General features: G+C 73.4%; 10 protein-coding genes and 1 riboswitch. All 10 genes read left to right on the top strand.

The window, feature by feature from the left end; all coding sequences use genetic code 11:
* Positions 1 to 186: 186 nt before the first annotated feature.
* The 10 genes from ABZX30_RS18380 to cobI all read left to right on the top strand — a co-directional run bounded on the left by ABZX30_RS18380 (position 187) and on the right by cobI (position 13,819).
* Complete coding sequence (locus ABZX30_RS18380) at positions 187 to 939, top strand: lysozyme (RefSeq protein WP_355934628.1); 753 nt, start codon at positions 187 to 189, stop codon at positions 937 to 939.
* A gap of 80 nt (positions 940 to 1,019) precedes the next feature.
* Positions 1,020 to 2,276: an inorganic phosphate transporter gene (locus ABZX30_RS18375; RefSeq protein ID WP_355934626.1), complete on the top strand. Its 1,257-nt coding sequence runs from the start codon at positions 1,020 to 1,022 to the stop codon at positions 2,274 to 2,276.
* 36 nt (positions 2,277 to 2,312) lie between these two features.
* Positions 2,313 to 2,540 (top strand): hypothetical protein, encoded by a 228-nt coding sequence (locus ABZX30_RS18370; RefSeq protein WP_355934624.1) that lies wholly within the window; start codon positions 2,313 to 2,315, stop codon positions 2,538 to 2,540.
* A gap of 127 nt (positions 2,541 to 2,667) precedes the next feature.
* Positions 2,668 to 2,808, top strand: a riboswitch (cobalamin riboswitch).
* 100 nt (positions 2,809 to 2,908) lie between these two features.
* The gene (locus tag ABZX30_RS18365) at positions 2,909 to 3,850 is read left to right on the top strand and encodes a cobalamin biosynthesis protein (RefSeq protein WP_355934622.1); all 942 of its coding nucleotides are present in this window, start codon (positions 2,909 to 2,911) and stop codon (positions 3,848 to 3,850) included.
* Complete coding sequence (locus ABZX30_RS18360; protein ID WP_355934620.1) at positions 3,847 to 5,355, top strand: cobyric acid synthase; 1,509 nt, start codon at positions 3,847 to 3,849, stop codon at positions 5,353 to 5,355. The genes ABZX30_RS18365 and ABZX30_RS18360 overlap by 4 nt, the downstream gene beginning before the upstream one ends.
* The gene (gene cobN, locus ABZX30_RS18355; protein ID WP_355934618.1) at positions 5,352 to 9,020 is read left to right on the top strand and encodes a cobaltochelatase subunit CobN; all 3,669 of its coding nucleotides are present in this window, start codon (positions 5,352 to 5,354) and stop codon (positions 9,018 to 9,020) included. Before ABZX30_RS18360 ends, cobN begins: the two co-directional genes overlap by 4 nt.
* Positions 9,017 to 11,014 carry a putative cobaltochelatase gene (locus ABZX30_RS18350; protein ID WP_355934617.1) on the top strand — a complete coding sequence of 666 codons (1,998 nt, stop codon included), beginning with the start codon at positions 9,017 to 9,019 and terminating at the stop codon, positions 11,012 to 11,014. The genes cobN and ABZX30_RS18350 overlap by 4 nt, the downstream gene beginning before the upstream one ends.
* The gene (gene cobO, locus ABZX30_RS18345; protein WP_355934615.1) at positions 11,014 to 11,622 is read left to right on the top strand and encodes a cob(I)yrinic acid a,c-diamide adenosyltransferase; all 609 of its coding nucleotides are present in this window, start codon (positions 11,014 to 11,016) and stop codon (positions 11,620 to 11,622) included. The genes ABZX30_RS18350 and cobO overlap by 1 nt, the downstream gene beginning before the upstream one ends.
* The gene (locus tag ABZX30_RS18340; RefSeq protein ID WP_355934613.1) at positions 11,616 to 13,091 is read left to right on the top strand and encodes a cobyrinate a,c-diamide synthase; all 1,476 of its coding nucleotides are present in this window, start codon (positions 11,616 to 11,618) and stop codon (positions 13,089 to 13,091) included. The genes cobO and ABZX30_RS18340 overlap by 7 nt, the downstream gene beginning before the upstream one ends.
* Positions 13,088 to 13,819, top strand: coding sequence for a precorrin-2 C(20)-methyltransferase (gene cobI / locus ABZX30_RS18335; protein ID WP_355934611.1), 732 nt, complete (start codon positions 13,088 to 13,090; stop codon positions 13,817 to 13,819). Before ABZX30_RS18340 ends, cobI begins: the two co-directional genes overlap by 4 nt.

Raw genomic sequence — 13,819 nt, 5'->3', positions numbered from 1 at the left:
TCCTGCCAGGGATGTGCTGACGCGGTGTCACGACGGCGGGATCCAGGTCGAAATCGACCCCCTCCGAAAGGGTGCATAAGGCTACAAATACATCTTTTTCTCGCGTTGACTGGGGATCATCCATCAGCAGATGGTCTTCCCACCCTCTGCACGGTTTGTCGTGCACGCCGCCATTCCGGGGGAATCATGCGCCTGTCCCGTGTACGCACCCGTCTGCTCGTGGCGGCCGCGGCGGCACTCACCGTGGGAGCGGCGGCACCTGTCGGCGGCCCGGCCACGGCGGACCTCCTGAGGGGACACGACGTCTCGTCCCACCAGAAGACCGTCGACTGGCCGGACGTGAAGGCCAGGGGCGCCCGGTTCGTGTACATCAAGGCGACCGAATCCACCGATTACCGCAATCCCTACTTCGCCCAGCAGTACGACGGCTCGCGCGGGGCCGGCCTGATCCGCGGGGCGTACCACTTCGCGCGGCCGGACGAATCGTCGGGAACCGCCCAGGCCGCGTACTTCGCGCGGCACGGCGGCGGCTGGTCCGCCGACGGCCGGACGCTGCCGCCCGCGCTGGACATCGAATACAACCCGTACGACAGTGGGCGCCAATGCTACGGCCTGAGCCAGACGAAGATGGTCGACTGGATCCAGGCCTTCAGCGACGAGATGCTGCGGGAGACCGGCCGCCGCCCGGTGATCTACACCACCACCCACTGGTGGAACGACTGCACCGGCCGCAGCACCGCCTTCGCCGATCACGCCCTGTGGCTCGCCCACCACTCCGGCGACCCGGGCGACCTGCCGGCCGGATGGTCGTCCTGGACCTTCTGGCAGTACGACAACAGCGGCAGCCTGCCGGGGGACCAGAACCTCTTCAACGGCTCAGCGGACGAGCTGAGGTCGTTCGCCGGGGACGACCGACGGCTGACCGTTCCGACACCCTGATGCCCTTCTCAGTTCACCTTCCGTTCACTCAGGTTGCCTACGTTCATCCAGCCAATGACGTCGAAAGATTGCCTGGGTAAATGGAAAGCTTCTCGCTGATCCTCGCGATTGTGGTCGTAACCGCACTCGCGTTCGATTTCACGAACGGTTTCCACGACACCGCCAACGCGATGGCCACCACCATCTCGACCGGTGCCCTCAAGCCCAAGGTCGCGGTGGCCATGTCCGCCGTGCTCAACCTGGTGGGCGCTTTCCTCTCCGTGGAGGTCGCCAACACGATCTCCAAGGGTCTCGTCGACGAGAACGGCATACGTCCCGAGGTCATCTTCGCCGCCCTGGTCGGCGCGATCCTCTGGAACCTGCTGACCTGGCTGGTGGGGCTGCCCTCCAGCTCCTCGCACGCCCTCATGGGCGGCCTGATCGGCGCCACCGTCGCCTCCGCGGGCTTCGGCGCGGTCCACGGTGACGTCCTCGTCACCAAGGTCCTGCTCCCGGCGGTCGCCGCGCCGGTCGTCGCGGGGCTGGCGGCGATGCTCGCCACCCGGTTCTCCTACGGCATCGGCAAGAACGCCGAGGGCGAGGCCACCCGCAAGGGCTACCGCGCCGGCCAGATCGCCTCGGCCGGCCTGGTCTCCCTCGCCCACGGCACCAACGACGCGCAGAAGACGATGGGCATCATCACCCTCGCGCTGATCGCCGGCGGCTCCATCGCCCCCGGCTCCAACCCTCCCACCTGGGTGATCCTCTCCGCCGGTCTGGCCATCGCGCTCGGCACCTACATCGGCGGCTGGCGCATCATCCGCACCATGGGCAAGGGCCTGACCGAGCTGGAGCCGCAGCAGGGCTTCGCGGCCCAGACGAGCGCCGCGACCGCCATTCTCGCCTCCTCCCACCTGGGCTTCTCCCTCTCCACCACCCATGTCGTCTCCGGCTCCGTGATGGGCGCGGGCCTGGGCCGCAAGGGCGGCGTGGTCCGCTGGTCCACGGCGACCCGGATGCTCGTCGCCTGGGCGCTGACCCTCCCGGCCGCCGCGCTGGTCGGCGCGCTCGCCGAGACGGTCACCGGCCTCGGCGACTGGGGCACCGCGCTGGTGGCGGTCTTCCTCGTGGCCTCCAGCGCCGCGATCTGGAAGATGTCCCGCCGCGAGGTGGTCGACGCCACCAACGTCAACGACACCGAGGAACCGGCCGGCGTGGTCACCACCGCGATCGCCGCCGTGACGCCGCCCCCGGCGGGCACCGTGGCCGAGGACCTCACGGCCACGATCCCCTCCCCCGCGACACCCCTCGCCGTCCCCACCGTCGACCCGGCGACCCCGCCGGCCGCCGCCGTCTGATCCCGGGCACCCGGTAACCAAGGAAGCAGCTCTGCTATGAAGATCGACTGGGCAGCCCTCGGCTCCGTCTTCGGCGTCAGCCTCGCAGTCACCGTCGGCCTGGTGGCCCTCTTCACCCTGGGCATCCAGGGCCTGTCGCGACGCGAGCGCGCCGCCGCGCAGGGCGACTCGGCGGCGCTGGCCGTCGCCGGCGCGTACGTCTGCTTCGCGGCATGCGCGGCGGCGGTGGCCTACGGCATCTACCTGATCACGAACAAGGCCTGACCGAGGCCGCACAGGCTCCTCCCCGAACCCTCGGGGAGGAGCCTTTCGCATGCCGCCCCACCGTCGCCCGCACTCCGGTGTGGGCCTCAGCACACTCTCCCCCCGCAGGTCAACAGCAAGTTGACGGCCCTTCCGGGGCCGTGGTGGACTTCCGGGGCCATGTACGGCGGCAAGGGAGGAAGCCGGTGTGAATCCGGCGCGGTCCCGCCACTGTCACCGGGGTAGGTAGCCCCGGGAGCCAGGAACTCCCACCGCCGGTCTCGTCGAACCAGGGCGCGGACACCCTGAGTGAGGACATATCGCCATGTTGGCCTGCCGTTCGAGATACAGCCCGAGGTCGCTGCCCGCCGCCACGGCCGGCTGAGCCGGTGCGTGCCGATCGCGTCTTCGCGTACGGCGCCACCGCCGGCCTCCTCGGCGACCGGCTGCTCGGTGATCCCCGCCGCGGGCACCCGGTGGCCGCGTTCGGGCGGGCCGCCGCCGCCGTGGAGCGGGCGCTGTGGCGGGACCACCGGGGGTGGGGCGCACTGCACACCGTGGTGTGCGTGGGCGGTGCCGCCGGTCTGGGAGCCATCGCCGCCGCGGCCGTCCGTCCCTCCCGCGCCGCTTCCGTCGCGCTGACCGCCGCTGCCACCTGGGCCGTCGTGGGCGGGACCTCCCTCGCGCGGGAGGCCCGCGGCATCGGGCGCGCCCTGCGGGCCGGGGACGTCGAGGGTGCCCGGGCGCGGCTGCCGCACCTGTGCGGACGGGACCCGCAGGCGCTCGACGCCGACGGGATCGCCCGGGCCGTCGTGGAGTCCGTGGCCGAGAACACCTCCGACGCGGTGGTCGGCGCCCTGGTGTGGGGGGCCGTGGCCGGGGTGCCCGGACTGCTGGGCTTCCGGGCCGTCAACACCCTCGACGCCATGGTCGGGCACAAGTCACCCCGGTACCGGCGGTACGGATGGGCCTCGGCCCGGCTCGACGACCTCGCGGGCTGGCCGGGGGCGCGGCTGACCGCCGCCCTGGCCGCCGTGGCCGGAGACGACCGCCATGGGGCCGTCCGGGCCTGGCGTGCCGACGCGGCCGGGCATCCGAGCCCCAACGCCGGGCCGGTGGAGGCCTCGTTCGCCGGGGCGCTCGGCGTGCGGCTCGGCGGGACGCTCTCCTACGGGGGGCGGGTGGAGCACCGGCCCGTGCTGAACCAGCGGGGACGCGCCGTCGCCGTACCCGACATCGAGCGGGCCGTACGGCTCTCGCGGCGCGTCGGCCTGCTCGCGCTCGGCTTCACCGTCGCCGCGCGCGTCATCGTGAAGGGACGTGGGAAATGAGCGGGGGTCTCCTCGTCGCCGGCACCACCTCCGACGCCGGCAAGAGCGTCGTCACGGCCGGGATCTGCCGGTGGCTGGTGCGGCAGGGGGTCAAGGTCGCGCCGTTCAAGGCGCAGAACATGTCCCTCAACTCGTTCGTGACGCGGCAGGGCGCGGAGATCGGGCGGGCACAGGCCATGCAGGCCCAGGCCTGCCGCGTCGAGCCGACCGCGCTGATGAATCCCGTGCTGCTCAAGCCCGGTGGGGAGCAGAGCAGTCAGGTCGTGCTGCTGGGCAGGCCGGTGGGCGAGCTGAGCGCGCGGGGATACCACGGCGGGCGGCAACAGCGGTTGCTGGGCACCGTCCTGGACTGTCTCGCCGAGCTGCGGGGCACGTATGACGCGGTGATCTGTGAGGGGGCCGGTTCGCCCGCCGAGATCAATCTGCGGCGGACCGACATCGTGAACATGGGGATCGCGCGCCCTGCCCGGCTGCCGGTGCTCATCGTCGGCGACATCGACCGCGGCGGCGTCTTCGCCTCCTTCTTCGGGACCGTCGCGCTGCTCTCGCGCGAGGACCAGGAACTCGTCGCCGGGTTCCTCGTCAACAAGTTCCGCGGTGACGTCTCCCTGCTGGAACCCGGCCTCGACATGCTGCACGGGCTCACCGGGCGGCGGACGTACGGGGTGCTGCCCTTCCGGCACGGGCTCGGCATCGACGAGGAGGACGGACTGCGGGTCTCGCTGCGCGGGACCGTGCGCGAGCCGGACGTCGCCGCGCCCGTCGGCGAGGACGTGCTGCGGGTCGCCGTCTGCGCGGTCCCGCTGATGTCCAACTTCACGGACGTGGACGCCGTCGCCGCCGAACCCGGAGTCGTCGTGCGGTTCGTGGACCGGCCCGAGGAGCTGGCCGACGCCGATCTCGTGGTGGTCCCGGGGACCCGGGGCACGGTCCGGGCCCTTCAGTGGCTGCGCGAGCGGGGGCTCGCCGAGGCCCTGGTCCGCAGGGCCGCCGAGGGCAGGCCCGTGCTCGGGATCTGCGGCGGCTTCCAGATCCTCGGCGAGCGCATCGAGGACGAGGTCGAGTCGCGGGCCGGCCAGGTCGACGGCCTCGGGGTCCTCCCCGTGCGCGTGCGGTTCGCCCGCGAGAAGACCCTCACCCGGCCGGTGGGCGAGGCCCTCGGCGAGCGGGTCGAGGGGTACGAGATCCATCACGGGGTCGCCGAAGTCCTGGGCGGGGAGGCCTTCCTGGACGGCTGCCGGGTCGGGCAGACCTGGGGCACGCACTGGCACGGCTCGCTGGAGTCGGACGGATTCCGGCGGGCGTTTCTGCGCGAGGTGGCCGCCGCCGCGGGGCGCCGCTTCGTGCCGGCCCCCGACACCTCGTTCGCCGCGCTGCGCGAGGAGCAGCTCGACCGGCTCGGCGACCTGATCGAACAGCACGCGGACACGGACGCGCTCTGGCGGCTCATCGAGTCGGGCGCGCCGCAAGGACTGCCCTTCATCCCACCGGGAGCGCCCGCATGAGCACAGTGTTGTTGTTGTCGACCGCCGACACCGATCTGCTGGCGGCGCGGGCCTCCGGCGGGTCCTACCGGATCGGCAACCCGGCCCGGGTGGACGTGGCGGCCGGGCTGCCGTCCCTCCTCGCGGGCGCCGACCTCGCCGTCGTACGGCTGCTCGGCGGCAAGCGCGCCTGGGAGGACGGGCTGGCCGCCCTGAAGGCCTCGGGGATCCCGACCGTGCTGCTCGGCGGGGAGACCGTGCCCGACGCCGAGCTGATGGCCGAGTCGTCCGTGCCCGCCGGTGTCGTGGCCGAGGCGCTCAAGTACCTCGTGGAGGGCGGTCCCGAGAACCTGACCGAGCTCGCCCGGTTCCTGTCCGACACGGTGCTGCTGACCGGTGAGGGGTTCACCGAGCCGCGGAAGATGCCGGAGTACGGCGTGCACGGCTCCCGTACGCTCCGGGACGGCCGGCCGACCGTCGGCGTGCTCTTCTACCGCGCCCACGAACTGAGCGGCAACACCGCCTTCGTGGACACCCTGTGCGACGCGATCGAGGCGCGGGGCGCCAACGCGCTGCCCGTCTACTGCGGTTCGCTGCGCGGCGCCGACGCCGGGCTGTACGAGATCCTCGGCCGGGCCGACGCCCTGGTGGCCACCGTGCTCGCCGCGGGCGGCACGCACGCCTCGCAGGCGTCGGCGGGCGGTGACGAGGAGTCCTGGGACATCGGGGCGCTCGCCGACCTGGACATCCCGGTGCTCCAGGGCCTGTGCCTCACCTCCTCGCGCGCGGCCTGGGAGGCGTCCGACGCGGCCCTGTCCCCCATGGACGCGGCGATGCAGGTCGCGATCCCGGAGTTCGACGGGCGGCTCGTCACCGTGCCGTTCTCCTTCAAGGAGCAGGGCCCCGACGAGGTGCCGGTGTACGTGGCCGACCCGGAGCGGGCCGCGCGCGTCGCCGGGATCGCCGTACGCCACGCGCGGTTGAAGCACACGGCGAACGCGGACAAGAGGATCGCGCTGGTCTTCACCGCCTACCCGACCAAGCACTCCCGGGTCGGCAACGCGGTGGGCCTGGACACCCCCGCCTCGGCGGTACGGGTGCTGGACGCGCTGCGCGACGCCGGATACCTCGTGGAGGGGTACCCCGACAACGGGGACGAGCTGATCCACCGCCTCATCGAGGCCGGCGGGCACGACGTGGAGTGGCTCACGGAGGAGCAGCTGGCCGCCGCGCCCGCGCGCGTGCCGCTGGCCGACTACCTGGCGTGGTTCGACGAACTCGAGCCGGACCTCGGGGGAGCCATGCTGGAGGCGTGGGGCGAGCCGCCGGGAACGCTCTACGTCGACGGTGACGACATCGTCCTCGCCTCCCTCCGGTTCGGGAACGTCGTCGTCATGATCCAGCCGCCGCGCGGCTTCGGCGAGAACCCGATCGCGATCTACCACGACCCCGACATGCCGCCGTCGCACCACTACATGGCGGCGTACCGGTGGCTGGAGGCCGCGCCGTCGGAGGGGGGTTTCGGCGCCGACGCGATCGTGCACATGGGCAAGCACGGCACGATGGAGTGGCTGCCCGGCAAGGGCCTCGGGCTGTCCCGCGGCTGTGCCCCGGACGCCGTCCTCGGCGAACTCCCGCTGGTCTACCCGTTCATCGTCAACGACCCCGGCGAGGGCACCCAGGCCAAGCGGCGCGGGCACGCCACGGTCGTCGACCACCTGGTGCCGCCGATGGCCCGCGCCGACACCTACGGCGACCTGGCCAAGCTGGAGCAGCTGCTCGACGAGTACGCCCTGGTCTGCGACCTGGACCCGGCGAAGGCGCCGGCGGTGCGGGCGCAGATCTGGACCCTGGTCAAGGCGGCCGAACTGCACCACGACCTGCACGTGGCGGAGCAGCCGGACGACGACGGGTTCGACGAGTTCGTCATGCACATCGACGGCTACCTCTGCGAGATCAAGGACGTGCAGATCCGCGACGGCCTGCACGTCCTGGGCGGCGGTCCGGTCGGCGAGCCGCGCGTGAACCTGGTGCTGGCCGTGCTGCGGGCCTCGCAGGTGTGGGGCGGGCAGGCGAACGCGCTGCCCGGGCTGAGGGCTTCGCTGGCCGCCCACTTCGGGCTGGTGGAGAAGGACCTGCTGGCCGAGCCGGGGGCCCCGGTGAAGGTCCCGGCGGAACTCACCGACCTGGTGGCGGGTCCGGCGCGGACGGCCGCCGACACGATCGACCTGCTGGAGCAGTTGTGCCGGCGGCTCGCGGAGGGCATGGAGTCCCGGGCGTGGGACGTGACGGCCGTACCCGGGCTGGTGGACGACGTGCTCGGCACCCGTCTCGCGGGCGCCGTCGCGGTGTTGGAGTTCGCCTGCACGGAGGTCGTACCCCGGCTCGCGCGGACCACGGACGAGATCGGCAACATCCTCCGCGCGCTGCGCGGCGGTTACGTCCCGGCGGGCCCGTCCGGCTCGCCGACGCGCGGCCTGGTGAACGTCCTGCCGACCGGCCGCAACTTCTACTCCGTCGACCCCAAGGCCATCCCTTCCAGGCTGAGCTGGGAGGTCGGCCTGTCGCTGGCGGACTCGCTGGTGGCGCGCTACCTCCAGGACACGGGCGCGTACCCGAAGTCCGTCGGCCTGACGGTCTGGGGCACGTCCGCCATGCGCACCCAGGGCGACGACATCGCCGAGATCCTCGCCCTGCTGGGCTGCCGCCCGGTCTGGGACGACGCCTCGCGCCGGGTCACGGGCTTCGAGGTGGTCCCGCTGACGGAGCTGGGCCGGCCCCGCATCGACGTCACCGTGCGCATCTCCGGCTTCTTCCGGGACGCGTTCCCGCACGTCGTCGCTCTGATCGACGACGCGGTGCGGGCGGTGGCCGAGCTGGACGAGCCCGCCGAGTCCAACTACGTGCGGGCGCACGCCGACGAGGACACCGCCCGGCACGGCGACCGGCGGCGCGCGACCGCCCGCGTCTTCGGCTCCAAGCCGGGCGCGTACGGCGCGGGTCTGCTGCCGCTGATCGACGCGCGGAACTGGCGCTCCGACGCGGACCTCGCCGAGGTGTACGCGGTGTGGGGCGGCTACGCGTACGGCCGCGGGCTCGACGGGCGGGCGGCGCGCGGGGACATGGAGACGGCGTTCAGGCGGATCGCGGTGGCGGCGAAGAACGTCGACACGCGCGAGCACGACCTCGTCGACGCCGACGACTACTTCCAGTACCACGGCGGCATGGTCGCCATGGTGCGGCACCTGACGGGCGCCTCCCCCGAGGCGTACGTCGGCGACTCGGCCGTGCCGGACCAGGTGCGGACCCGCACGCTCGGCGAGGAGACGCACCGCGTCTTCCGGGCCCGCGTGGTCAACCCACGCTGGATGGCGGCCATGCGCCGGCACGGCTACAAGGGCGCCTTCGAGATGGCGGCGACCGTCGACTACCTCTTCGGCTACGACGCCACTGCTGGGGTCGTCGACGACTGGATGTACGAGAAGCTCAGCGCGGAGTACGTCTTCGACGCCGAGAACCGGGACTTCATGAAGAAGTCCAACCCGTGGGCCCTGCGCGGGATCACGGAACGGCTCCTGGAGGCCGCCGACCGCGGGCTGTGGGCGGAGCCGGACGCGGACACGCTCGAGCGGCTCCGGGCCACCTACCTCGAGCTGGAGGGCGACTTGGAGGGCGACGAGAAGTGAGTACCCCGTTTCCGTTCACCGCGGTCGTCGGGCAGGACGACCTGCGGCTCGCGCTCCTGCTCAACGCCGTCTCCCCGGCCGTCGGCGGAGTACTCGTCCGCGGTGAGAAAGGGACTGCGAAAAGCACGACCGTACGCGCTCTCTCCGCGCTCCTGCCCGAGGTGAACGTGGTTGCCGGGTGCCGTTTCTCCTGCGACCCCGATGCCCCGGACCCCGCCTGCCCGGACGGGCCGCACGAGCCCGGTGCCTTCGAGTCGCGTCCGGCGCGCATGGTCGAGCTGCCCGTCGGCGCCTCCGAGGACCGGCTCATCGGGGCGTTGGACATCGAACGCGCTCTCACCGAAGGCGTCACAGCATTCGAGCCGGGTCTCCTCGCCTCCGCGCACAGAGGCATTCTCTACGTCGACGAAGTCAACTTGCTGCATGACCACCTGGTCGACGTCCTGCTGGACGCCGCCGCGATGGGCGCCTCGTACGTCGAGCGCGAGGGAGTCTCCGTACGGCACGCCGCCCGCTTCCTGCTCGTCGGCACCATGAACCCCGAAGAGGGCGAGCTGCGGCCGCAGTTGCTGGACCGGTTCGGGCTGACCGTGGAGGTCGCGGCCTCGCGGGAACCCGGGCAGCGGGTGGAGGTCGTGCGGCGGCGGCTGGCGTACGACGACGATCCCGCCGCCTTCGCCGTCCGCTGGGCGGACGAGGAGGCCGCCGTACGGGCGCGGATCGTCGCGGCGCGGGAACTGTTGCCGTCGGTGCGGCTGGGCGAAGGGGCGCTGCGGCAGATCGCGGCGACCTGCGCGGCCTTCGAGGTGGACGGCATGCGGGCCGACATCGTGATGGCGCGTACCGCCACCGCGCTGGCCGCCTGGGCCGGGCGGACCGATGTGCTCGCGGAGGACGTGCGGCAGGCGGCGCTGCTGGCGCTGCCGCACCGCCGCAGGCGCAATCCCTTCGACGCGCCGGGGCTCGACGAGGACAAGCTCGACGAGACGCTGGAGCAGTTCGGCGACTCCTCGGACGACGAGGACCCCGACCCCGACGGTGGCGGCGGCGGTGGCGGCGGGCAGCCCCCGCGGGGCGACGGCGACCCGCAGGGCGGCGACACCGACGCGCGTCCCGAGGCCGGTGAGGGCGGGGAGCCGCGGACGTCCGGCGCCGGAGCGGGCGAGCAGGCCCCCGCGCGGGCCGCCGAGCCGTTCCGCACGAAGGTGCTGAGCGTGCCCGGCATCGGCGAGGGTGCCGCCGGGCGTCGTTCCCGCGCGCGGACCGAGCACGGGCGGACCACCGGGGCCCGCCGCCCCCGGGGGACGCTCACCAAGCTGCACCTGGCCGCGACCGTGCGGGCCGCCGCACCGCACCAGCGGGCGCGGGGCCGGTCGGGCCCGGGTCTCGTCGTGCGGCGGGACGATCTGCGGCAGGCGACGCGGGAGGGGCGCGAGGGCAACCTCGTGCTGTTCGTCGTCGACGCCTCCGGGTCGATGGCGGCCCGGCAGCGGATGGGCGCCGTGAAGGGCGCCGTGCTGTCGTTGCTGCTGGACGCGTACCAGCGGCGGGACAAGGTGGGGCTGGTGACGTTCCGGGGTTCCTCGGCCGACGTCGCGCTGCCGCCGACCTCGTCCGTGGACGCGGCGGCGGCCCGGCTGGAGTCGCTGCCGACCGGGGGGCGGACACCGCTGGCCGCCGGGCTGCTCAGGGCGCACGAGGTGCTGCGGGTCGAGCGGCTCCGGGATCCGGCCCGGCGGGCGCTGGTCGTCGTCGTGACGGACGGGCGGGCCACCGGCGGCCCCGAGCCGGTGGCGCTGGCGGGGCGTGCGGCGCGGCTGTTCGCGGCCGGGGGCGTCGCGTCGGTGGTCGTGGACTGCGAGTCGGGGCCCGTGCGGCTGGGGCTCGCGGGGCGGCTCGCGGGTGAGCTGGGGGGCACGGCGGTGACGTTGGACGAGCTGCGGGCGGACAGCATCGCCGGACTGGTCAAGGACGTACAGAGGAGGGCCGCGTAATGCCTCAGGGACAGCCGAGTGTGGTGCCGGACGACGGGCTGACCACGCGGCAGCGCCGCAACCGCCCGCTGGTCGTCGTGCACACGGGCATCGGCAAGGGCAAGTCGACCGCCGCGTTCGGGCTCGCGCTGCGCGCCTGGAACCAGGGGTGGCCGATCGGGGTGTTCCAGTTCGTCAAGTCGGCGAAGTGGAAGGTCGGCGAGGAGAACGCGCTGCGGGTGCTCGGTGCATCCGGCGAGGGCGGGTCCGTCGACTGGCACAAGATGGGCGAGGGCTGGTCCTGGGTCCAGCGGGACCTCCAGGGGGACAACCTCAGCAACGAGGAGAAGGCCCGGGAGGGCTGGGAGCAGGTCAAGCGTGACCTGGCCGCCGAGACCTACAAGCTGTACGTGCTGGACGAGTTCGCGTACCCGATGCACTGGGGCTGGGTCGACACGGACGAGGTCGTGGACGTGCTCCGCGGCCGGCCCGGCACCCAGCATGTCGTGATCACCGGCCGGAACGCGCCCGTCGAGCTCGTGGACTTCGCCGACCTCGTCACCGACATGTCCAAGGTCAAGCACCCCATGGACGCCGGGCAGAAGGGGCAGAGGGGCATCGAGTGGTGACGTCCTCGTCCGTGCCCCGGCTGGTCGTCGCCGCGCCGTCGTCCGGCAGCGGCAAGACCACCGTGGCCACGGGGCTGATGGCGGCGCTGACCGGGCGGGGGCTCGCCGTCTCCCCGCACAAGGTCGGGCCCGACTACATCGACCCCGGGTACCACGCGCTCGCCACCGGGCGCGCGGGGCGCAACCTCGACGCGTATCTGTGCGGACCCGAGCTGATCGGGCCGCTGTTCCTGCACGGGGCGCGCGGGTGCGACATCGCCGTCGTCGAGGGTGTGATGGGGCTGTACGACGGGGCCGCCGGGGAGGGTGAACTGGCGTCCACCGCCCATGTGGCGAAGCTGCTGCGGGCGCCGGTGGTACTCGTCGTGGACGCGTCGGCGCAGTCGCGGTCGGTGGCGGCGCTGGTGCACGGGTTCGCGTCCTGGGATCCGCAGGTGCGGGTGGGGGGCGTGATCCTGAACAAGGTGGCGTCCGACCGGCACGAGGAGCTGCTGCGGGAGGCGCTGGACTCGGCCGGGGTTCCCGTGCTGGGGGTGCTGCGGCGGGCGGCTCCGGTTCGGACGCCGTCGCGGCACCTGGGGCTGGTTCCGGTGGCCGAGCGGCGGGCTCCGGCGGTGGAGGCGGTCGCCGCCATGGCGGCGCAGGTGGCGGCGGGGTGCGATCTGGAAGGGCTGCTTGCGCTGGCCCGCGGCGCGGGCACGTTGCCCTGCGCGGCGTGGGACGCGGCCGAGGCCCTGGCTGTCCCGCCCCCGCCGCCCCTTCCCGTCCCGGCCCCGGGGGCTGCCGCTCCCAGCCCCCCGCGGCCGTCCCTGAACGGGCCCCGTCCTCGAACGCCGGACCGGCCGAGTGAGGCCGGCCGGCGCTCGAAAGTGACCGTTGCGCTGGCCGGAGGCCCCGCCTTCACCTTCTCCTACGCCGAGCACGCCGAGCTGCTCACCGCCGCCGGAGCCGAGGTCGTGTCCCTCGATCCGCTCCGGGACGAACAGCTGCCGGACGGTACCCGCGGGCTCGTCATCGGGGGCGGGTTCCCCGAGGTGTACGCCGCCGAGCTGTCCGCCAACGAGCCCCTGCGCAAGGCGGTCGCCGAGTTCGCCCTGAGCGGTTCCCCGGTCGCCGCCGAGTGCGCCGGGCTGCTCTACCTCTGCCGGGAGCTCGACGGGCGGCCGATGTGCGGGGTGGTGGACGCCCGCGCCCGGATGACCGAGCGGCTGACCCTCGGCTACCGGGACGCCGTGGCCGTGGGCGACAGCGTGCTCGCCGCCGCCGGGACCCGGATGCGCGGGCACGAGTTCCACCGGACGGCCGTCGAGCCCGGGGCGGGGGCGGCGCCCGCCTGGGGTGTGCGCGGCCCCGGGCGACGCGTCGAAGGTTTCGTGCAGCAGGGCGTGCACGCGAGTTATCTGCACACCCACTGGGCGTCCGAGCCCGGTGTGGCCCGTCGGTTCGTCGAGAGGTGCCGGACGTCATGAGCAGCAGACTGGTCGGGGTCGGGGTGGGGCCCGGTGATCCGGAGCTGGTCACCGTCAAGGGGGTCAACGCCCTGCGCGCGGCCGATGTCGTGGTCGTACCCGTGATGGACAGCGGTGAGCGCGGGCGGGCCGAAGCGACCGTGCTGCACTACGTGCCGCGGGAGAAGGTCGTCCGGGTCGTGTTCGCGCTCAACGAGCGGACCGACCGGGCGCGGCGGGAGACCGCCTGGGACGTGGCCGGTGAGCGGGTCGCCGGGCTGCTGAGGGAACGGGGGTCCGTGGCCTTCGCGACCATCGGGGACCCGAACGTGTACTCCACCTTCACCTATCTCGCGCAGACGATCGCCGAGCTGGTGCCGGGGACGCTCGTGGAGACCGTGCCCGGGATCACCGCCATGCAGGATCTCGCCGCACGCTCGGGTGCCGTGCTCGCCGAGGGCACCGAGCCGCTGACGCTCGTGCCGGTGACCGCCGGTTCGGCCGTGCTGAAGGAGGCCCTCGCGGGTCCCGGGACGGTCGTGGCGTACAAGTTCGGGCGGCAGGCCGCTCAGGTCGCCCGGGCGCTGCGGGAGACCGGCCGGCTCGAGGGTGCCGTGTGGGGGTCGGCGCTCGGGCTGGCGGAGGAGTCGATACGGCCGGCCGCCGAGCTGGACGGCGGTCCGCTGCCGTACCTCTCCACGCTGATCGCGCCGGCGCGGCGGGACGGCGGGCGGGGCGGGAAGCTGTGA

This window comes from Streptomyces sp. NPDC004542 (assembly GCF_040610035.1).
Lineage (GTDB): Bacteria > Actinomycetota > Actinomycetes > Streptomycetales > Streptomycetaceae > Streptomyces.
This window is presented reverse-complemented; position numbering and strand designations above follow the sequence as displayed.

Bases quoted from the DNA above. Each gene is read 5' to 3' on its own strand.
- cobN (WP_355934618.1), top strand. From the start codon at position 5,352: ATGAGCACAGTGTTGTTGTTGTCGACCGCCGACACCGATCTGCTGGCG.
- cobO (WP_355934615.1), top strand. From the start codon at position 11,014: ATGCCTCAGGGACAGCCGAGTGTGGTGCCGGACGACGGGCTGACCACG.
- cobI (WP_355934611.1), top strand. From the start codon at position 13,088: ATGAGCAGCAGACTGGTCGGGGTCGGGGTGGGGCCCGGTGATCCGGAG.
- ABZX30_RS18360 (WP_355934620.1), top strand. From the start codon at position 3,847: ATGAGCGGGGGTCTCCTCGTCGCCGGCACCACCTCCGACGCCGGCAAG.
- ABZX30_RS18380 (WP_355934628.1), top strand. From the start codon at position 187: ATGCGCCTGTCCCGTGTACGCACCCGTCTGCTCGTGGCGGCCGCGGCG.
- ABZX30_RS18370 (WP_355934624.1), top strand. From the start codon at position 2,313: ATGAAGATCGACTGGGCAGCCCTCGGCTCCGTCTTCGGCGTCAGCCTC.
- ABZX30_RS18375 (WP_355934626.1), top strand. From the start codon at position 1,020: ATGGAAAGCTTCTCGCTGATCCTCGCGATTGTGGTCGTAACCGCACTC.